The 18,591-nt window shown below is 44.9% G+C and carries 20 protein-coding genes; 6 read left to right on the forward strand and 14 right to left on the reverse strand.

Annotated elements, in window-relative coordinates; genetic code table 11:
• A partial coding sequence (locus QVA83_RS00005) for a cation:proton antiporter (protein WP_287497987.1) occupies positions 1–1,209 on the forward strand: 1,209 nt, incomplete at its 5' end.
• Between the two features lie 300 nt (positions 1,210–1,509).
• On the opposite strand, the gene waaA is transcribed toward QVA83_RS00005, so the two are convergent.
• A complete protein-coding gene (gene waaA, locus QVA83_RS00010) occupies positions 1,510–2,820 on the reverse strand; it encodes a lipid IV(A) 3-deoxy-D-manno-octulosonic acid transferase (RefSeq protein WP_156077794.1) in 1,311 nt (436 codons plus the stop codon).
• Between the two features lie 396 nt (positions 2,821–3,216).
• Between waaA and QVA83_RS00015 the strand changes: the two genes are divergently transcribed.
• Positions 3,217–4,326, forward strand: a complete 1,110-nt coding sequence (locus QVA83_RS00015; RefSeq protein ID WP_156077793.1) for a glycosyltransferase family 4 protein — start codon at positions 3,217–3,219, stop codon at positions 4,324–4,326.
• A gap of 85 nt (positions 4,327–4,411) precedes the next feature.
• Here the strand turns inward: QVA83_RS00015 and rpsQ are convergent, their stop codons facing one another.
• Genes rpsQ through rpsJ form a run of 11 tightly spaced genes read right to left on the reverse strand, consistent with a single transcriptional unit; the run spans position 4,412 to position 9,349 of the window.
• Positions 4,412–4,669, reverse strand: a complete 258-nt coding sequence (gene rpsQ / locus QVA83_RS00020; protein WP_014975444.1) for a 30S ribosomal protein S17 — start codon at positions 4,667–4,669, stop codon at positions 4,412–4,414.
• Complete coding sequence (gene rpmC, locus QVA83_RS00025; protein WP_014947980.1) at positions 4,669–4,860, reverse strand: 50S ribosomal protein L29; 192 nt, start codon at positions 4,858–4,860, stop codon at positions 4,669–4,671. The genes rpsQ and rpmC overlap by 1 nt, the downstream gene beginning before the upstream one ends.
• Positions 4,860–5,270 carry a 50S ribosomal protein L16 gene (rplP, locus tag QVA83_RS00030; protein ID WP_014997065.1) on the reverse strand — a complete coding sequence of 137 codons (411 nt, stop codon included), beginning with the start codon at positions 5,268–5,270 and terminating at the stop codon, positions 4,860–4,862. The genes rpmC and rplP overlap by 1 nt, the downstream gene beginning before the upstream one ends.
• Positions 5,271–5,272: 2 nt before the next feature.
• Entirely contained in the window at positions 5,273–5,977 is a 705-nt protein-coding gene (gene rpsC / locus QVA83_RS00035) for a 30S ribosomal protein S3 (RefSeq protein WP_014947978.1), read from the reverse strand.
• Between the two features lie 9 nt (positions 5,978–5,986).
• Positions 5,987–6,319, reverse strand: a complete 333-nt coding sequence (gene rplV, locus QVA83_RS00040) for a 50S ribosomal protein L22 (RefSeq protein WP_014947977.1) — start codon at positions 6,317–6,319, stop codon at positions 5,987–5,989.
• Positions 6,320–6,330: 11 nt separating this feature from the next.
• Entirely contained in the window at positions 6,331–6,606 is a 276-nt protein-coding gene (gene rpsS, locus QVA83_RS00045) for a 30S ribosomal protein S19 (protein ID WP_012516961.1), read from the reverse strand.
• A 15-nt stretch (positions 6,607–6,621) separates the two neighbouring features.
• Positions 6,622–7,446, reverse strand: a complete 825-nt coding sequence (gene rplB / locus QVA83_RS00050; protein ID WP_014947976.1) for a 50S ribosomal protein L2 — start codon at positions 7,444–7,446, stop codon at positions 6,622–6,624.
• A gap of 14 nt (positions 7,447–7,460) precedes the next feature.
• Positions 7,461–7,760, reverse strand: a complete 300-nt coding sequence (gene rplW, locus QVA83_RS00055) for a 50S ribosomal protein L23 (RefSeq protein WP_012516959.1) — start codon at positions 7,758–7,760, stop codon at positions 7,461–7,463.
• On the reverse strand, positions 7,757–8,362 hold the full coding sequence (gene rplD / locus QVA83_RS00060) for a 50S ribosomal protein L4 (RefSeq protein WP_012516958.1): 606 nt from the start codon (positions 8,360–8,362) through the stop codon (positions 7,757–7,759). The genes rplW and rplD overlap by 4 nt, the downstream gene beginning before the upstream one ends.
• Positions 8,363–8,380: 18 nt before the next feature.
• The gene (gene rplC, locus QVA83_RS00065) at positions 8,381–9,019 is read right to left on the reverse strand and encodes a 50S ribosomal protein L3 (RefSeq protein WP_014947975.1); all 639 of its coding nucleotides are present in this window, start codon (positions 9,017–9,019) and stop codon (positions 8,381–8,383) included.
• An 18-nt stretch (positions 9,020–9,037) separates the two neighbouring features.
• Positions 9,038–9,349, reverse strand: a complete 312-nt coding sequence (rpsJ, locus tag QVA83_RS00070; protein ID WP_010179497.1) for a 30S ribosomal protein S10 — start codon at positions 9,347–9,349, stop codon at positions 9,038–9,040.
• A gap of 388 nt (positions 9,350–9,737) precedes the next feature.
• Here rpsJ and QVA83_RS00075 point away from each other — a divergent pair, with 388 nt between their 5' ends.
• Entirely contained in the window at positions 9,738–11,996 is a 2,259-nt protein-coding gene (locus QVA83_RS00075; RefSeq protein WP_014947974.1) for a GspE/PulE family protein, read from the forward strand.
• 110 nt (positions 11,997–12,106) lie between these two features.
• Positions 12,107–12,601, forward strand: a complete 495-nt coding sequence (locus tag QVA83_RS00080; protein ID WP_156077792.1) for an SEL1-like repeat protein — start codon at positions 12,107–12,109, stop codon at positions 12,599–12,601.
• 61 nt (positions 12,602–12,662) lie between these two features.
• On the opposite strand, the gene acnA is transcribed toward QVA83_RS00080, so the two are convergent.
• On the reverse strand, positions 12,663–15,380 hold the full coding sequence (acnA, locus tag QVA83_RS00085) for an aconitate hydratase AcnA (protein WP_156077791.1): 2,718 nt from the start codon (positions 15,378–15,380) through the stop codon (positions 12,663–12,665).
• Between the two features lie 450 nt (positions 15,381–15,830).
• Here acnA and QVA83_RS00090 point away from each other — a divergent pair, with 450 nt between their 5' ends.
• Positions 15,831–16,292: a cupin domain-containing protein gene (locus QVA83_RS00090; protein ID WP_014947971.1), complete on the forward strand. Its 462-nt coding sequence runs from the start codon at positions 15,831–15,833 to the stop codon at positions 16,290–16,292.
• 177 nt (positions 16,293–16,469) lie between these two features.
• Complete coding sequence (gene gpmA / locus QVA83_RS00095; RefSeq protein ID WP_156077790.1) at positions 16,470–17,216, forward strand: 2,3-diphosphoglycerate-dependent phosphoglycerate mutase; 747 nt, start codon at positions 16,470–16,472, stop codon at positions 17,214–17,216.
• A 66-nt stretch (positions 17,217–17,282) separates the two neighbouring features.
• On the opposite strand, the gene QVA83_RS00100 is transcribed toward gpmA, so the two are convergent.
• Positions 17,283–18,284: a branched-chain amino acid aminotransferase gene (locus tag QVA83_RS00100; RefSeq protein ID WP_014947969.1), complete on the reverse strand. Its 1,002-nt coding sequence runs from the start codon at positions 18,282–18,284 to the stop codon at positions 17,283–17,285.
• Positions 18,285–18,591: the final 307 nt, after the last annotated feature.

The following is an 18,591-nucleotide window of genomic DNA, read 5'->3' on the forward strand; positions in this document are numbered from 1 at the left end:
TCTTCGTCGGCAGCGTCTGTTGTGTATAAGAGACAGATACCGCTCTATTTGCTTATCACCGCAGTGTTAACCGTTATTCTGGGTGTATTTGCAGAGTCTAATTATGTTGCGCACGAGTCTGGCCTTTTGGCCGTTACCATATCTGGTATGGTACTGGCCAATATGAAGGACGTAGACGTAGAAGACATTCTTGAATTTAAAGAAACCCTCAGTGTTTTACTTATTTCAGGCTTATTTATTCTGCTTGCCACGCGTTTGAACTTACAATCGGTAGTGGATGTAGGTTGGGGCTCCGTTGTAGTGCTTGCCGCCATTATGTTTGTGGCTCGGCCTTTGTCCGTATTGGCGTCCTCCGTCGGTACCGGACTCAAGTTAAACGAATTAGCCTTGCTAAGCTGGATTGCACCTCGAGGTATTGTTGCAGCGGCGGTATCAGCCCTTTTCTCTTTAAAGCTTGAAGAAATTGGCTATGAAGGCGCGGGTATTATCGTTCCTATTGTCTTTATGGTGATTATTGCAACAGTGGTGGTACAGAGCCTTACTTCACGCACTGTTGCGTCACTACTTAAGGTGAGAGCGCCTGCGCCAACTGGCTATCTGATTTTCGGTGGCAGCAAATTCAACCGCGCCTTAGCGACAGAAATGATAAACCAAAAGCTAGACGTTACCATTGCAGATACTAACTGGGACGCAATAAGAGAAGCGCGTATGAAGGATATCCCAGTATATTTTGGCAACCCAATGTCTGACCATGCAGCGCGACATCTTGATCTGAATACATTCGGTACCGTGCTGATTATGTCGCCTTATAAGCAGCTTAACCCACTTATTGCTTATCACTTTGAATACACGATGGGCAAAGACAAAGTATGGGCGCTGACAAATAACGAACAATCTACGCGACCAAGTCACCAAGTTAGCGAACAATACGCGAAAAAACTTACTCTGTTCGATGAAGGCGTTACTTATGGGTATTTAGCATCGGCCATTGCCCGTGACTCAATGGTGAAGACCACCCGTTTATCTGAAGAGTTTACTTACGAGCAGTACATTAAACAGTATGGTGAGCGCGCTACACCTCTCATTGCGATCAACGCTGAAGGTAAGAGCTATACTTTTATCAACGGTAACAGTATTCAGCCTAAAGCAGGATGGCGTGTGATTAGCTTGATTGAACCAGAACGAAAAGAAGAAAAAGTAGAAGTGTAAAAGTAAGAAAACCTCCTGCCCACAGGCAGGAGGTCTCTCCCTGGAAAACGCGCAACGCAGTGCCCTTTTTAAAAGGTGCATATTTATTTGGATTTTACTGTTGTTACGCTGTCGCACACTTTATAGCAAGCAGCGAACCAACTTTGACAATCCTTGTATAATCAAATAGATAGCTAAAAACCAAGTCCCTATTCATTATCTTTTAGCTGTCACAGCGCCTAATTTGGTGCATCAGACGCACAAATGCGGGGTTCCTTTTTTGTTCAATAACAACGAGTTGCTGTTTTTGACTGACGGCATTTAACGAATACTGCGATGTATACACGCTAAAGTAGAATCTAACGCGCCGCTGTTATCCTGTAGTACCTTTTTACCGGCCATTCCCGCTTTTTCAGCTTTACTGGGTGATTCAAGCCATTCTTGTACCGTTGAAGAAACGCGAGAAGCATCTTCTACAATGCTTAATGCGCCACATTCTTTTAAATAGTCGCAGATAACAGGGTTATTATAGGTGTGTGGCCCCATCATTATTGGCAACGAGAATGCTGCCGGCTCAAGGGCATTATGGCCGCCTCTATCGGCAATAGAGCCGCCAACAAAGGCAAATGTTGCTACCGCATAAGCATGATTTAACTTACCCATTTCATCCAACAGGATAACGTTCACATCGTCTGGAACGTTATCCACCTCTGAACTTTTGACGAAGTTCAGATTATGCCTTTCAAGTAATTTTGCTACGGCTTCAAAACGCTCTGGATGGCGAGGGACAATAATCACCCGTAGTTGAGGGCTCTCTTTCCATAAAACCTTTGCAGATTCAACGATAACGCTCTCTTCAGGTTCGTGCGTGCTGCCTGCAACTAGTATTGGCCTTGCACCCTTAGCTAACCCAAGAAAATGTGCAGAAGAGCTCGCTGTATTTGCGGCTTGATCAAACTTAATATTATTCGTGAGGGTTAGCTTATCTTGCGCAACACCAAGCCATGCATAATTATCATAGTCTCTCTGCCCTTGAGCACATACGTGAGATAGCTTAGCCAACATAGGGTTAAATAGCTGTCCGATTTTTTTATAACGTTTAGCCGAGCGCTCAGTCATGCGAGCATTTATTACCATAACGGGAATATTTCGCTTCCAGCACACGTGAATTAGGTTTGGCCATAGTTCAACTTCTGTAATCATTACTGCTTTGGGCTTAATGCGTTTCAGCATTGAAGACATAGTCAGCGACAAATCATAAGGCAGATAGAAATGGTGAACGGTGTCTTTGAATATATCTCGAACGCGAGCAGAGCCTGTAGATGTGGTTGTAGTAACGGTTATTTGCGCGTCTGGCTCGTGTTGCATTATTCGCTTTATTACGCATGAAGCAGCCACGACTTCCCCCACTGAAACACAGTGAAACAAATAGCCATTCTGCTTGAGCGGCTTTGGGACTATACCAAAACGCTCAAATCTCCCTCGATGCGAGCAATCGCTTGCTTTAGTGGCTTTTATCAATAAATGAATAAATGCGAAGGGAATCGCAATCGCCAATACAAGCGAATATCCCCACCGGCAGAGCGTTTCAAGTAGAGTAGGTTTATAGCCACGTGTATTGGCAACAACCATAAATACATCCTTTTTGATACAGATACTTCGACGGCACGACTACAAGTGATCGACTATCGATGTTGAATTATGCTTTTCAAATACGGTGTGCTGGGCACTGCGAAACACCCACTCCCAGCGGTAAGCAGGTAATTCTAGCTATCTAGTGCCGCAGTTCCCGATAGATTCTTTCGACATTGTAGTGGCTAAATAGCCCGCGTCTAGGGCAAAGCGACCTTATACGTAAGTAAATAGTGTATATGAGAAAGGCAATAATATATTGATCACTCGCTTTATGCGTATAGCGATGTTTAAACAGCAAGATGTAACCACAACCATATAAGAAAAGCCGCAAAAAACGGTCTTAAATAAAAAAGCAGCGTATACAGAATATTAAATAAATTTTAAGGAAGGCATTTGAGTATACGCGTTCTTCACATTGAACTTGGCATACATCTTCACGGTGGCGCAGAACAAGTTGCATACCTCATCAATGCGTTAGAGCACCATGATGATATATCACTTCACTTGGTTTGCGCTGAAGACAGTGAGATTCGTCATACGGCTTTGGGGTATTGTGAAACGCATACCATTAAGTATGCCGGTGAGTCAGACTTCCTATGTGTAAAGCGTTTACTGGAAGTCGTAAATGGGGTTAACCCAGATATTATTCATGTGCACAGCGAACGGGGTTCGGATGTATGGGGTGCCATGCTGGCCAAAATTTCAGGTGTGCCTACGGTTTGCACAAGGCGAATAGATAACCCCGAAACTCACTTTTCATTTTATAAGTACAAACAATTCGATGCAGTTATCAGCGTATCTGAAGGTGTGAGGAAAGTGGTTTCACTACATTGTGAAGGCGTAGAACATCAGCGCGTTATATATCCAGCAGTAGACTTAACAGAGTATTCCCAATGCAAAGATGGCGGTTGGCTGCGACGTACATTCTCTATTCCTGAAGACCATATCGTCATTGCAAACTTCGCTCAGTACATATCTCAAAAAGGGCAAGCGGATATCATTTTGGCTATGCACGATGTATTGAACAAGCATGAAAATGTAACCTGTTTATTGTTTGGCGAGGGAAATTTAAAAGAGAGCTATCAATCACTTATAGAACGCCATAAGCTAGACGAGCATGTGAAGCTTTGCGGTTTTACTAAAGAGGTAGCCAAAATACTCCCTAATGTAGATATTCTGGTTCATCCTTCCTATTCAGAGGGTTTAGGCGATATTTTACTTCAGGCAGGTGCTAATAAATGTGCAGTGTTATCTAGTCCTGTGGGGGGAATACCCGAAGTTATCAAGCATAAGGAGACAGGTGTAATGGTAGCGCCGGGAGATATTGACGGAATTGGGGAGAGCTTAATTAGTCTAATTGAAGCCCCTGATGAAAGAGCACAATATGGAGAGGCTTTGTATAAGCTTGTCACAAGTAAATTTGGTATAGAAAGGATGTCCAATGCCTACGTTGATTTATACAAGACGCTAGTCTTCAACGGCGCTGATAATGAACACGCTTAAGCCTATGGAAGCACGTTAAAGAAACTGCAGATACAAAAAAGCCGCTCGAGAGCGGCTTTTTTAAGACTTTGAAAAAAGTTAGCGATTAAACGCCAGCTTTCTCAACAACGTCAACTAGCATCCAAGATTTGCTCTTAGATAGTGGGCGACATTCACGTACTGTTACTACGTCACCTTTATTGCATACGTTGTTTTCGTCGTGGGCGTGAAGCTTAGTAGAGCGCTTGATGAACTTCCCGTAGATTGGGTGCTTAACAAAACGTTCAACTACAACAGTGATAGACTTATCCATCTTGTTGCTAACCACACGACCTTGTACTGTACGAATTTTTTGCTCAGTCATTACGCATCAGCCTTTTGAGTCAGAATGGTTTTAACACGCGCGATGTTACGACGTACTTTTCTCAACTGATCAGTTTTTTCAAGCTGACCTGTTGTGTGCTGCATGCGTAGGTTGAACTGTTCGCGTAGCAGGTTAATCAACTCTGCGTTCAGCTCTTCTACGCTCTTTTCTTTCAGTTCAGTCGCTTTCATTACATCACCGTCCGAGTTACAAAGGTTGTTTTAAATGGCAGTTTAGCCGCTGCCAATTCAAACGCTTCGCGTGCTAGAGCTTCAGGAACACCTTCCATCTCATAAAGAACACGACCAGGCTGAATTTGGCATACCCAGTACTCAACGTTACCTTTACCTTTACCTTGACGCACTTCTAGAGGCTTCTCAGTAATTGGCTTGTCAGGGAAAACTCGAATCCAAATTTTACCTTGACGCTTAACGTGACGAGTCATAGCACGACGCGCTGCTTCGATTTGGCGCGCAGTCATTCGACCACGACCAACTGCTTTAAGGCCGTAAGTACCAAAGGCAACAGTATTACCCGCTGCTAAGCCGCGGTTGCGGCCTTTGTGCATCTTACGGAACTTCATGCGTTTTGGTTGTAACATGATTAGCCCTCTCGCTTAGCGTTGCGGCCTTTCTTCTTAGGTTGAGCAGCTGGTGCTTGCTCTTGAGTTGTAGGTAGACCACCTAGAACTTCACCTTTGAAGATCCATACTTTAACGCCGATGATACCGTAAGTAGTTGACGCTTCAGAGGTTGCGTAATCGATATCCGCACGGAAAGTGTGCAGAGGAACGCGACCTTCACGGTACCATTCAGAACGTGCAATCTCTGCTCCGCCCAAACGGCCGCTAACTTCAACTTTGATACCTTTCGCGCCTAGACGCATTGCGTTTTGTACTGCGCGCTTCATAGCACGACGGAACATAACACGACGCTCTAGCTGGCTAGAGATGCTGTCAGCTACTAGCTGGCCATCTAGCTCTGGCTTACGTACTTCAGCGATGTTGATCTGAGCTGGCACGCCGGCTAGCTTAGATACGTAGTTACGCAACTTCTCTACGTCTTCACCTTTCTTACCGATTACAACGCCTGGACGAGCAGTGTGAATAGTCACACGGATGCTCTTAGCAGGACGCTCGATCACGATTTTAGAAAGTGAAGCGTTCTTTAGTTGCTTAGTCAGATACTGACGTACCTGATGATCGTTATACAGGTTGTCTGCATAGTCTGCAGTATTAGCGTACCAGGTAGAAGTCCATGGTTTGCTGATACCCAGGCGTATACCTGTAGGATGTACCTTCTGTCCCATTATCTACTCCTAGTTATCCGCTACAACCACAGTGATGTGACTGCTGCGCTTGAAGATACGATCAGCACGGCCTTTAGCACGTGGCTTGATACGTTTCATAGTTGGACCTTCGTCAACGAAAACTTTAGACACGCGTAACTCGTCGATGTCTGCGCCTTCGTTGTGCTCTGCGTTAGCAATCGCAGATTCCAATACTTTCTTTACTAGCGCTGCGCTTTTCTTCGGGCTGTACGCAAGAAGCTCTAGAGCTTTCTCAACGTGCATTCCGCGAATTTGATCCGCAACCAAGCGTGCCTTTTGAGCCGACGTGCGGGCAAAACGGTGTTTAGCTAATGCTTCCATCTTCCTACCCCTTAACGTTTAGCTTTCTTATCCGCGACATGGCCGCGGTAAGTACGCGTTGGCGCAAATTCGCCCAACTTGTGGCCGACCATTTCGTCACTAATAATGACAGGTACATGTTGGCGACCGTTATGGACCGCAATGGTCAACCCAATCATATCTGGGATGATCATAGAACGACGAGACCAAGTTTTGATTGGTTTACGTTCGTTCTTTTCCACTGCAGCCTCTACCTTCTTCAGCAAGTGAAGGTCAATAAAAGGACCTTTCTTGAGAGAACGTGGCATGGTGAATCCTCGCTATTACTTGTTTCGACGACGTACGATAAGCTTATCAGTACGCTTGTTGCTTCGGGTTTTCTTACCTTTGGTAGGAACACCCCAAGGAGTTACTGGGTGACGACCGCCTGATGTACGACCTTCACCACCACCGTGTGGGTGATCAACCGGGTTCATGGCAACACCACGAACGGTAGGACGAACACCACGCCAGCGTGTAGCACCAGCTTTACCTAGTGAACGAAGCATGTGCTCTGCATTGCCAACTTCACCGATAGTGGCGCGGCAATCAGATAGAACTTTACGCATTTCGCCAGAGCGTAGACGTAGGGTAACGTAGTTTCCGTCACGTGCTAGGATCTGAGCATAAGCACCAGCAGAACGTGCGATTTGCGCACCTTTGCCAGGCTTCATTTCAATTGCGTGTACAACAGTACCTACAGGGATGTTACGCATAGGTAGAGTGTTACCAGACTTGATCGGAGCGTCCGAACCAGACTGGATTGCATCACCTGCTTGCATACCCTTAGGAGCCAGAATGTAACGACGTTCACCGTCTGCGTACAATACTAGTGCAATGTTTGCAGAACGGTTTGGATCGTATTCTAAACGCTCAACTTTAGCTGGAATGCCGTCTTTGTTGCGTTTAAAGTCGATTACACGGTAGTGTTGCTTATGACCACCACCAATGTGACGAGTGGTAATACGACCATTGTTGTTACGACCGCCAGATTTGCTGTTCTTTTCAAGCAAAGGTGCGTACGGTGCACCTTTGTGCAGGTCAGGATTTACGACCTGAACAACGTGACGACGACCGGCAGAAGTTGGCTTAGCTTTCAATAATGGCATTTCTAATCCCCTTCTTACTCAGCACCACCGACAAAGTCGATGTCCTGACCTTCTTTAAGAACCACGTAGGCCTTTTTCCAGTCGCTGCGCTTACCGAAAGACATGCCGTGACGCTTGGTTTTACCCTTAACGTTCACAGTACGAACACCTTCAACTTCAACTTCAAACAGTTTTTCAACTGCAGCTTTGATTTCGGCTTTGTTCGCGTCTTTAGCTACTTTAAATACAACTGTGTTGTTCGCTTCAGCAGCCATTGTAGACTTTTCTGAAACGTGAGGTGCTACTAGCACCTTCAGTAGACGTTCTTCTTTCATGCTAACGCCTCCTCAAGTTGTTTAACCGCATCAGCAGTCATTAGCACTTTTTCAAATGCAATCAAGCTCACTGGGTCGATGCCTGCTACGTCACGTACGTCAACTTTGTACAAGTTGCGCGCCGCTAGGAACAAGTTCTCATCAACTTCAGGAGTAACGATTAGAACGTCATTTAGTTCATATTCGTTAAGTGCAGAAATAAGAGCTTTAGTCTTAGGTGCGTCAACACCGAACTTCTCTACAACAACCAAACGGTCTTGACGGATTAGTTCAGACAGGATGCTCTTGATCGCACCGCGATACATTTTCTTGTTAACTTTTTGGTCAAAGTCACGAGGCTTTGCTGCGAAAGCACGGCCACCGCCAACCCAAATTGGGCTACGGATTGTACCAGCACGCGCGCGGCCAGTACCTTTTTGACGCCATGGCTTCTTACCGCCACCACGAACTTCAGCGCGAGTTTTCTGCGCTTTTGTACCCTGACGAGCACCTGCACCGTAAGCTACAACTACCTGGTGTACCAGGGCTTCGTTGAATTCACGTCCAAAGGTCGCTTCGGATACTTCAAGAGCGCTTTGCGCGTCTTTCAATGTTAATTCCATCAGTTCACTCCCCAGACGTTACGCTTTAACAGCTGGCTTTACGATTACATCGTTGCCAGTTGCGCCAGGTACGGCACCTTTAACTAGGATAAGGCCGTTCTCTACGTCAACACGTACAACTTCCAAAGACTGAGTAGTCACTTGCTTGTTACCAAGCTGACCAGCCATTTTCTTGCCTTTGAATACTTTACCTGGTGATTGGTTTTGACCAATTGAACCAGGAGCACGGTGTGACAAAGAGTTACCGTGTGTCATACGCTGAGAACTGAAGTTCCAGCGCTTGATAGCACCTTGGAAACCTTTACCTTTTGATGTACCAGTTACATCAATTTTCTTAGTGTCGTTAAAGATTTCAACAGTGATTTCACTGCCTACTTCAATATCGGCACCTTCGTTTTCTTCTAGGCGGAATTCTACTAGAGTGCGTCCAGCTTCAACACCAGCTTTAGCAAAGTGACCTGCTTCAGCTTTGTTGATGCGGTTAGCTTTCTTAGTTCCAGCAGTAACCTGAAGAGCGCGATAACCGTCAGTTTCCTCAGTACGAAGCTGAGTAACGCGGTTTGGGGTCGCTTCAATAACAGTCACAGGGATAGACGTACCATCTTCAGTGAAGATGCGAGTCATACCCACTTTACGACCGACTAGACCAATCGCCATTGTTATAACCCTCTCTTATTAGCCCAGGCTGATTTGAACATCAACGCCAGCAGCCAAGTCCAAACGCATCAACGCGTCAACTGTTTTATCAGTTGGCTCGATGATGTCTACCAAACGCTTGTGAGTACGGATTTCATATTGATCACGCGCGTCTTTGTTAACGTGCGGAGAAATCAGAACTGTATAGCGTTCTTTGCGAGTAGGTAGAGGAATAGGACCACTTACCTGAGCACCAGTGCGTTTCGCAGTTTCAACGATTTCAGCCGTAGACTGATCGATCAACTTGTGATCAAACGCTTTCAAACGAATGCGAATTCTTTGATTTGGCATCGATTAAGCTCCAATCGAAAGAACAAAAAAATTCACCCTTTCTCTTCCATTTATTCCGGAAAGAAAGGATGTGCGTAAACCGATGGTTCCCAATCGGAACCCTGTTCTTTTTTCTAGCACGCCAGCAACAGGCTAATCAGTGATGATGAATCCGTTACTTCGGCAACCACCCTAAAAGCAGTGAGGTCGCGGCTAAAAATTACGTGCCCTAATTGGGCAGTGGGCGCGAATTATACAGAAAGGCAGAAGCAATGCAAGAGGCAGTTTGCTTTTTATACACATATTTTTACGCTATACCAGTGTATGTAACTGTCTATAAGTAGTATTGTTGCTTTCGTGGTATAGGTATATCTTGTTACCCTAGCTTAACAGGCACTTGTAACGCCAAATGCATAAAGGACTAGGCGCCAACATTATTAGTAGTGAGAATATGGAAGTAGTGAATAACCAGCAAACTTTTGCACAAATAAAACGCATTCTAAATAACCATTCCACGTTACTGGATGCATATGGTTTATTAGAGCCAATTATCCTCGGTTTGTTTGATGCCCAACGTATGAGTATTTTTCAACGTCGACGTCAGCATCAAGATTTGGTCGCGAGATTTAAAACGGGTAAAGAGACGCTGGAAATAAAAGTGCCAATTAGCCCAATGTCGATTGCTGGTTATGTTGCCCTATCACAAAAGGCTGTGGTTATTGACGACCCGTATAATCCTGCACTACTTCAAAGCATTCACCCTCGCCTGCGCTTCGCTGATAAGTTCGACAAAGACAATGACTTTAAAACCCAGAACATTTTATGCGTACCTATAATGAATGCGGGCGTGTTGATGGGTGTTATCCAAATCATCAACAAAGTCAGTGGTGGTTTTACTGAAGAAGATTTAAAGCTAGGCAATGCCCTTGCACTTATTCTTGGCGACAAGTTCAGATTTGAACTGGGCGGCACAAACAACCCTTTCGATCTACTAGTTCACAAAAGCTTATTAGACGAAGCTACATTAAACGATATTCAAAGTTCTACTCCAGACATTCGCGCTCTTATACAGCGTCTTGTATCGGAACACCGCATCTCTGAAGAAGAAATTGGCAACTCGCTTTCTATTCACTATCAGGTGCCTTTTATTCCTTATTTACCTGATAAGTATCACAGGTTCGAAAATGAAAGCCGACTGAATGTTTCTTATTTAAAAAGAAACTATGTGGCTGTCATTGCCGATGCCCATGACAAGCCCATTGTGTTGATGGCTGAACCTAATAATGCGGCGCTACTTATGGAAATAGAGAGCGCCATGGGTATTGATAGCTACGAGATAGCTGTCAGCCTACCAAGCTTAATTCTTCAATATTTGGGGGAAAACAGCGGTGGCGGTGGCCCCGGCGAGATGAGTGATATTCTCGACGAGATTGGTACATCAACTGAAGATAACGACGACCAAGTCGATGAGCTGTCGGACGACGCCCCTGCTGTGGTGCGCTTAGTAAGCCGTATTCTGCACGATGCAAAAAGACTCAACGCGTCAGATATACATATAGACCCAGAGAAAAACGCGCCCACTCGTGTACGTATGCGCGTGGACGGTGTGTGCCGCGACATGAACCAAGTGCCTAATTCGCACCACAGTGCGGTTATTGCACGCATAAAGATAATGTCGAATTTGAACATTGCCGAAAAACGCGTACCTCAGGATGGCAAACTCGCGTTTAGAATGAATGGTCAACTTGTTGAAGTTCGTGTTGCCACCATTCCTACGGTTGCCGGTGAAGGTGTGGTTATGCGTATTCTGGCATCTGGCGGTGCGATGCCTATTGATAAGATGAACTTGGCACCGAACAACCGTGCGCGTTTAGAAGAAATGATTAAGAAGCCTCACGGCATTCTTCTCGTTGTTGGGCCAACGGGTTCAGGTAAAACCACCACGCTTCACGCTATATTGGGATATTTAAACACGCCTGAAAAGAAGATTTGGACCGCTGAGGACCCGGTGGAAATCACGCAACCCGGCCTACAACAGGTACAAGTAAGCCCCAAGATTGGCTTCAACTTTGCTGCTGCCCTGCGCGCATTCTTACGTGCTGACCCTGACATTATTCTTATTGGTGAGATGCGTGATAAAGAAACCGCACATGCGGGGATTGAAGCCTCGTTAACCGGTCACTTAGTACTGTCTACACTGCATACTAACTCAGCCCCTGAAACGATTACCCGTTTACTTGACTTGGGTCTCGACCCTGTGAACTTCTCCGATGCCTGCGTGGGTATACTGGCTCAACGTCTTATTCGAACGCTATGCAGTAACTGTAAAGAAAAGTACATCGCCACAGAAACCGATATGGCCTTTATTGAGCGCCAGTATGGTCATGCGCACATGGCGGAGCTGAATATTCAGACGCCACTAGAGCTTTACCGTGCTAAAGGCTGTGAAGAATGTGGAAACACGGGTTACAAAGGTAGAACAGGTGTACATGAACTACTAGGTATGACGCCAGAGCTTCGGTCAATGGTGTACAAAGAAGCCAGCGTCGCCGATATGAAGTCTCAGGCTGCTGCTGATGGCATGCGCACCCTCGTTCAAGACGCAATTTTCAAAGTTTTGAAAGGCGATACTGACCTAGCACAAGTCCAAATTATTGGTGGAGATTAATCACTCTACTTTTAAAATTTTTAGTAACATAAAGCAAATACTGTACTTTTAGACGGTTCACTATGAGTGTGAATTGCGTTATAAATTTATCAAAAAAGAAGGGATACTACATGAAAAATCTATTAGCAATAGCTGCCGTTTTATCTTCAGTTGTACTTTCAGCCCCTACGTTGGCTCAATCGCATACTAAGAATCATATTTGGAAATCCGAATATTTATCTACTTTAGAATTGGGCTTGCACGCCCTGAAGGCAGAGAAGTATGAAAAAGCACTGGAGAAGCTGACTGCTTCTGCAAAAATGGGAAATAAAGAAGGCCAATATTACCTCGCGCAAATGTATTTCCAAGGATGGGGGACGCCCGTTAATTATGAAGAAGGCTGGCTCTGGTTGAATGTTGCTATGGAACAAAAAACCGCTGAATGGAACCGTTCTTACCGACAGATAAAGAATGCTTTACCTGAAAACTACATCAATGCTTTAGAGCCTTATGTAGAAGAATATATCTCTCTTTACGGTGCACAAGCCCAAGATTTGAGATGTGAGACACGCGCTGCCATCGGCTCGAATATTAAAGAAGTAATCTGCGAAAAACGCTATTACTAACATCACATGGCATAGCGACTTCTCACTACAGAGAAGTCGCTAACCATTACCCTTATACGTGCTATTTCTTCAAGTATTCTCTTATCACGTAATGCAGAATGCCGCCGTTTTCAAAGTAAGTGAACTCGTTTGATGTATCAATTCTGATATCCATCGTAAACGTTGTTGTTTTTCCTTCATCCGACACGGCTTTAACTTCAACCTCAGTCTGTCCACGTTCAACAGCGTTAATAGAAAAAGACTCATTGCCTTTAAGCTCCAAAGAACTCGCGCTATCACCTGACTTAAATTGAAGTGGCAAAATCCCCATTCCAATGAGATTCGAGCGGTGAATTCTTTCGTAGCTCTCAGCTAGTACTGCTTTCACCCCCATCAAAGAAGGGCCTTTAGCAGCCCAATCTCGACTCGAGCCAGTACCGTACTCTTTTCCACCAATGACAATGGCTGGTACGCCGTCATCTTTGTAACGCATAGCAGCATGGAAAATAGACATACCATCGCCACTTGGGAAGTGTGTGGTAGCACTGCCTCTTGTGCCGGGTGCTAATTGGTTTTGAAGACGAACGTTAGCGAACGTACCTCTCATCATAACTTCGTGGTTACCACGACGCGACCCGTAAGAGTTAAAGTCTTTAGGCTCAACCCCTTGGGCCTGCAGGTACTCTCCGGCTGGGCTATCTTCTGCGATGGCGCCGGCTGGAGAAATATGGTCGGTAGTAATCGAATCGCCCACCTTAACCAAGCATCGTGCGTTTTCAATTGCAGTTAGAGCCTCTGGCTCTTTACCCATTACTTCAAAGAAAGGTGGATGCTTAATGTAGGTTGATTCTGGCCAGTCGTAGACCGATGTTTTACTCACCTGCAGCTCATTCCATTCGCCGCTTCCTTTAAATACATCTGCATACTTTTCTTTAAACAAATCACCGGTGACGTTTTCAGCTATATATTGCTGAATTTCGTCTTCGGTAGGCCAGATGTCTTTTAGATATACCGGAGAACCATCACTCGCCTGCCCCAACGGCTCTTTAGTGATATCTACATTCATGTTCCCAGCCAACGCGTATGCAACAACCAGTGGTGGTGATGCAAGGTAGTTTGCAGCCACATCAGGATGGATACGCCCTTCAAAGTTGCGGTTACCAGATAAAACTGAGGTAACCGTAAGTTTCGCTTTTCTAATGGCGTCGGTAATGGCATCAGGTAGCGGTCCAGAGTTACCAATACACGTAGTACAGCCGTAGCCAACCAAGTTAAAGCCTAGTGCTTCAAGTGGGTCCATAAGACCTGCATCTTCTAGATACTGAGTAACAACCTGAGAACCAGGTGCTAATGAAGTCTTAACCCACGGCTTACGAGTTAGCCCTTTTTCTGCTGCTTTCTTCGCAAGTAAGCCTGCGCCAACGAGTACTGATGGATTTGACGTATTAGTACAGCTGGTGATAGCAGCTATTACAATAGCGCCATCTTCAAGGTTGAACTTGCTTCCTCTGAACTCCACGAACGAGTCGTGTTCTTCGTCCACCTCGTCTGTTGTACCTAACCCCGCTTCTGCGATGAGATCGGTTTCTTCATCAAGTACTTTCACGTCAATTTGCGAACGATGCCACTCTCTAAATACCTCTGCTGCATTATCGAGGGCAATTCTATCTTGAGGACGCTTAGGTCCAGCAAGTGAAGGAACCACTTCATCTAAGTTAAGTTCCAGGGTCTCATGATACTGGGCATCTTTTGAGTGGTCGTCGTGCCATAGGTGGCTGAATTTCGCATATTCCTCTACAAGGGCAATTTGATCTTCGTCTCGGCCGGTGAGTCGCAGGTAATCTAGCGCAACATCATCAATAGGGAAAATACCGCAAGTAGCACCATATTCAGGCGCCATGTTTGCGATGGTGGCGCGGTCTGCCGTAGTAAGATGCTTAAGACCCGGTCCATAGAATTCTACAAACTTTCCAACAACGCCATGTTCACGTAGTTGTTGTGTGATAGTTAGCACCATGTCGGTGGCAGTTACGCCAGCAGGCAACTTACCCGAAAGCCTGAAGCCAACCACTTTTGGTAATAACATTGTTACTGGTTGACCCAGCATCGCCGCTTCTGCTTCAATGCCTCCCACACCCCAGCCAAGTACGCCAAGGCCATTAATCATAGTGGTATGCGAATCTGTTCCTACTAGGGTATCTGGGTAAACCAACGTTTCCCCATCCTGTTCCTTAGTAAACGCGCAACGAGCAAGATACTCTAGGTTAACCTGATGCACGATACCGCGACCAGGGGGAACCACTTTGAAATTGTCAAAGCTAGACTGACCCCATTTTAGAAATTGATAACGCTCTCTATTTCGCTGAATTTCAATGTCGGTATTCTTTTCAAGCGCATCGTCTTCAGCAAAATGATCTACCATTACTGAGTGGTCAATAACCAGCTCTACTGGATTGAGGGGATTAATCGCCTGAGCGTCGCCACCTAAACGATTAACCGCATCGCGCATGGCTGCTAAATCAACAATAGCAGGCACACCCGTAAAATCTTGGAGGATGACGCGTGCGGGAACAAAAGACACTTCGTGATCAACGTGATTATCTGTGTCCCACTTTGCTACTTGCTCAATATCGTTGCTGTTAACAAACTCTTGGTCTTCATGACGAATCAGGTTTTCCAAAAGAATTTTGATACAAAACGGAAGCCTGTCGAGCGCATATTTACTGCCTATACCGTCAAAATTAACCGCCTTGAAGTTTTTGCCGTTTACTTCAAGCTGCGAAAAAGACTTATATGTCATACGCTCACCATCCTTCTTTGCCTGTTCGTGAATATTGTGTACGTTTCAATTTTGCCAACGCAAGAAACGAGCAACTTGTTTTTAGTCGCCTTATTTTCCAATTTGTACGGCCTAAACATGAAAAAAAGTTCACCTACTATTAGTAATGGCATCGCTTTTTTAGCTATTTCTCATTATTGGTTTAAACAGATGGATTATGGAGAAGCGCTGTAACAGTTGGAAAAAGCTGACTAGGGCAGATAGCGCTTATTGGTAAGAAAACTTCGCATATGCACAGAGTACTTGCTGATTAAGATGGTTTACAAATATGCAACATTTCTGTTTTCTTATAACGCACCAAACGGTATGCTTGAAAGAAGGTTAAACATTAAATGTCTTAATACATGCTTAGGAAAGCTTTGAGATATACAAGCATTAGTAGTAAGCAATAAAAATAATAACGAAGTTATCATGACACACCCGCTAGTTAAGAAGTACAACCTTGCACCTCACCCCGAGGGAGGTTTCTATCGTCAAGTTTTCCGTTCTGAAAACGAAACTAAATCGTTTGTGCACAATGCTAGTCGACCCGCGCTTACTCATATTTATTTTCTTCTATTAAAGGGACAAGTTAGTCGTTTTCATCGCGTGTTACATGATGAAGTGTGGAATCACTACGAAGGGGCTCCACTACAACTGTTTCAACTTGAAAAACAACAGTTGTGGGAACGTCGCATTGGTGGGCAAAGCACTGACTATGTAGAAGTTGTTAAAGCAGGGAATTTTCAGGCAGCCGCAACGATGGGTGATTACTCCCTTGTCGGTTGTACAGTAGCACCTGGCTTCGACTTCGAAGACTTTAGCTTTATTGAAGAGCCATCGATGCAAGAGTGGATAAAAGTTGCTCATCCAGACCTTACCCGTTTTATATAATAATTCCCAAGTTATAGTGATAAACACACGTCTTACCTGCGATTTTGTACCAGCATAAACTGGATTTTTAAGCGCCAATCAAGGATGATAACAGCAGATTTTTAAATATACGTCTGAACGTCCAATTTCTGGAATTATCTCAGACTATTTCACTCTAACGCCGCAGGTAACCCAACTATGTATAAATTGGTACTTATTCGTCATGGAGAAAGTCAGTGGAACTTGGAAAACCGTTTCACAGGCTGGCACGACGTTGACTTGACCGACACTGGTGTAGCACAAGCAAAGACCGCAGGTCAGCTTCTTAAAGATGCTGGATTTACATTTGATCAGGCTTATACGTCTGTACTTCTTCGCGCAATTAAAACACTTAATATTGCACTTGAAGAAATGGGTCAGCACTACCTTCCAGTTGAGCGTCACTGGCGTCTGAACGAGCGTCACTACGGTGCGTTAACAGGTCTAGACAAAGCAGAGACTGCCGCTAAGCATGGTGAAGAACAGGTTAAAATCTGGCGTCGTAGCTTCGACATCCCACCTCCGGCCGTTGAAGGTGATAGCGAGCACTTCCCAGGTCACGATCCGCGTTACAACAATGTAGATGCTGACATCTTGCCACGTGGTGAAAGTCTAAAACTAACTATCGAACGTGTACTACCATACTGGCACGACGTTATTCGTCCAGACATCCAAGCAGGCAAGCGCGTAATTATTGCTGCGCACGGCAACAGTCTTCGTGCTCTTGTTAAGTACCTTGATGGTATGTCAGACGAAGAAGTGTTGGGTCTAAACATTCCTACAGGTGTACCGCTAGTATACGAACTAGATGAAAACCTTAAACCAATCTCTAAAGAATATCTTGGCGATGCTGACGCTATCAAAGCAATGATGGATGCAGTCGCTAAGCAAGGCAAAGCGAAGTAATCGAGTGCCTTTTTAGATACGAAAAAGCCTGCGTTCGCAGGCTTTTTTAATGGGTGTCTGATTAGACTAGTTTGGCACTTTCACCAACCAATTGTGAGTGTCTTCAGCCTTACCCCATTGGATATCATTTAACGCTTGTCTTAGCTTCATCGTTACTGGGCCAGCTTCTCCGTTACCCACCTGATACTCTTTATCATTGTGAATAAAAGTACCTACCGGCGTAAGTACAGCCGCTGTACCAGACAGTGCTGCTTCAGTGTTCGGTTTGGCTGAACGCTCTAGTAGTTCGTCTACAGTAATATCACGCTCGCTCACTTTCATGCCGTGGTCTTTGGCAATTTGAAGAATCGTTGCTCGGGTCACACCGTGTAGGAAGCTAGAATCTAACCCTTTGGTAATGATTTCATCACCATCGATAAGCAGGAAGTTAGCAGCTCCGGTTTCTTGTACATCGCCATTAGGGCAAAACAGAATTTGATCAGCCTGAACTTCTGCACGCGCTTTAAGAATAGGAGGCAACGCACTGGCGTAGTTACCACCGCTTTTTACCATTCCCATGTGCGGTGCACAGCGCATGCCTGTTTCGTCAAGCAACAAGCGAAGTGGCTTCAAACCGCCGGCAAAGTAATCGCCAACCGGCGATAATAGAACGTATAGCATTGAACTTGCTGATGGTGCTGCCGCTTTACCGATAGACGCTTCTGTGCCGATATGCGTAGGGCGGATATACATAGAACCTGGAGGCTCTGGAACCTCGGAGGCGTATTTTGCAACAATATCGATGATCATCTTTTCGACTTGCGCTTTGTCTATTTCAGGCAAGTTAAGTAGACGGCTACTTTGAGCAAAGCGCTCAATATTCTTATCCATTCTAAAAATGTTGATGCTGCCATCTTCGTGCTTAAATGCTTTCAATCCTTCAAAGCATGTACTTGAATAATGAAGCACGTGTGCACCAGGGTGCAGCTGAATACTATCTGCACTGACAAATTCGGTGTCAGTCCACTTATCGTTGACAAAGGTAGCAAGTGCCATTTGTGGCATGAATACTGTACCGAATACGGCCATTAGTTTGTCCTATTTACTTCGACTAGAAAAATACTCGACAGAGTTTACCAAAAAACGCTCACTTTGCTAAAAGTAAGTCAGATCTATTAAGGCTTTTATCGAATAAGAATGTCTACAAATACTGACAACACAAAAATAATGGGGTCAGAGTACATTTTTACTTATCTAACAAATGGGGTCAGAGTACATATTTTTGATTTATCAGTACTTGACGAAAAATGTATGACTACTCTCCAGTATTTAGAGTAATAAAGTACTCTGATTTAACGTCGCTGGAGTGCATGGGTACTTTGACTCGGTTCTGGTA

The sequence above is a fragment of the Alteromonas sp. AO-Serp genome (genome assembly GCF_017849675.1).
GTDB classification, from domain to species: Bacteria; Pseudomonadota; Gammaproteobacteria; order Enterobacterales; family Alteromonadaceae; genus Alteromonas; species Alteromonas macleodii.

Excerpts from the sequence above, each read along its gene's own strand:
- waaA (WP_156077794.1), bottom strand. The coding sequence starts at position 2,820 with ATGGTTGTTGCCAATACACGTGGCTATAAACCTACTCTACTTGAAACG.
- rpsQ (WP_014975444.1), bottom strand. The coding sequence starts at position 4,669 with ATGACTGAGCAAAAAATTCGTACAGTACAAGGTCGTGTGGTTAGCAAC.
- rpmC (WP_014947980.1), bottom strand. The coding sequence starts at position 4,860 with ATGAAAGCGACTGAACTGAAAGAAAAGAGCGTAGAAGAGCTGAACGCA.
- rplP (WP_014997065.1), bottom strand. The coding sequence starts at position 5,270 with ATGTTACAACCAAAACGCATGAAGTTCCGTAAGATGCACAAAGGCCGC.
- rpsC (WP_014947978.1), bottom strand. The coding sequence starts at position 5,977 with ATGGGACAGAAGGTACATCCTACAGGTATACGCCTGGGTATCAGCAAA.
- rplV (WP_014947977.1), bottom strand. The coding sequence starts at position 6,319 with ATGGAAGCATTAGCTAAACACCGTTTTGCCCGCACGTCGGCTCAAAAG.
- rpsS (WP_012516961.1), bottom strand. The coding sequence starts at position 6,606 with ATGCCACGTTCTCTCAAGAAAGGTCCTTTTATTGACCTTCACTTGCTG.
- rplB (WP_014947976.1), bottom strand. The coding sequence starts at position 7,446 with ATGCCATTATTGAAAGCTAAGCCAACTTCTGCCGGTCGTCGTCACGTT.
- rplW (WP_012516959.1), bottom strand. The coding sequence starts at position 7,760 with ATGAAAGAAGAACGTCTACTGAAGGTGCTAGTAGCACCTCACGTTTCA.
- rplD (WP_012516958.1), bottom strand. The coding sequence starts at position 8,362 with ATGGAATTAACATTGAAAGACGCGCAAAGCGCTCTTGAAGTATCCGAA.
- rplC (WP_014947975.1), bottom strand. The coding sequence starts at position 9,019 with ATGGCGATTGGTCTAGTCGGTCGTAAAGTGGGTATGACTCGCATCTTC.
- rpsJ (WP_010179497.1), bottom strand. The coding sequence starts at position 9,349 with ATGCCAAATCAAAGAATTCGCATTCGTTTGAAAGCGTTTGATCACAAG.
- QVA83_RS00075 (WP_014947974.1), top strand. The coding sequence starts at position 9,738 with ATGCATAAAGGACTAGGCGCCAACATTATTAGTAGTGAGAATATGGAA.
- QVA83_RS00080 (WP_156077792.1), top strand. The coding sequence starts at position 12,107 with ATGAAAAATCTATTAGCAATAGCTGCCGTTTTATCTTCAGTTGTACTT.
- acnA (WP_156077791.1), bottom strand. The coding sequence starts at position 15,380 with ATGACATATAAGTCTTTTTCGCAGCTTGAAGTAAACGGCAAAAACTTC.
- QVA83_RS00090 (WP_014947971.1), top strand. The coding sequence starts at position 15,831 with ATGACACACCCGCTAGTTAAGAAGTACAACCTTGCACCTCACCCCGAG.
- gpmA (WP_156077790.1), top strand. The coding sequence starts at position 16,470 with ATGTATAAATTGGTACTTATTCGTCATGGAGAAAGTCAGTGGAACTTG.
- QVA83_RS00100 (WP_014947969.1), bottom strand. The coding sequence starts at position 18,284 with ATGGCCGTATTCGGTACAGTATTCATGCCACAAATGGCACTTGCTACC.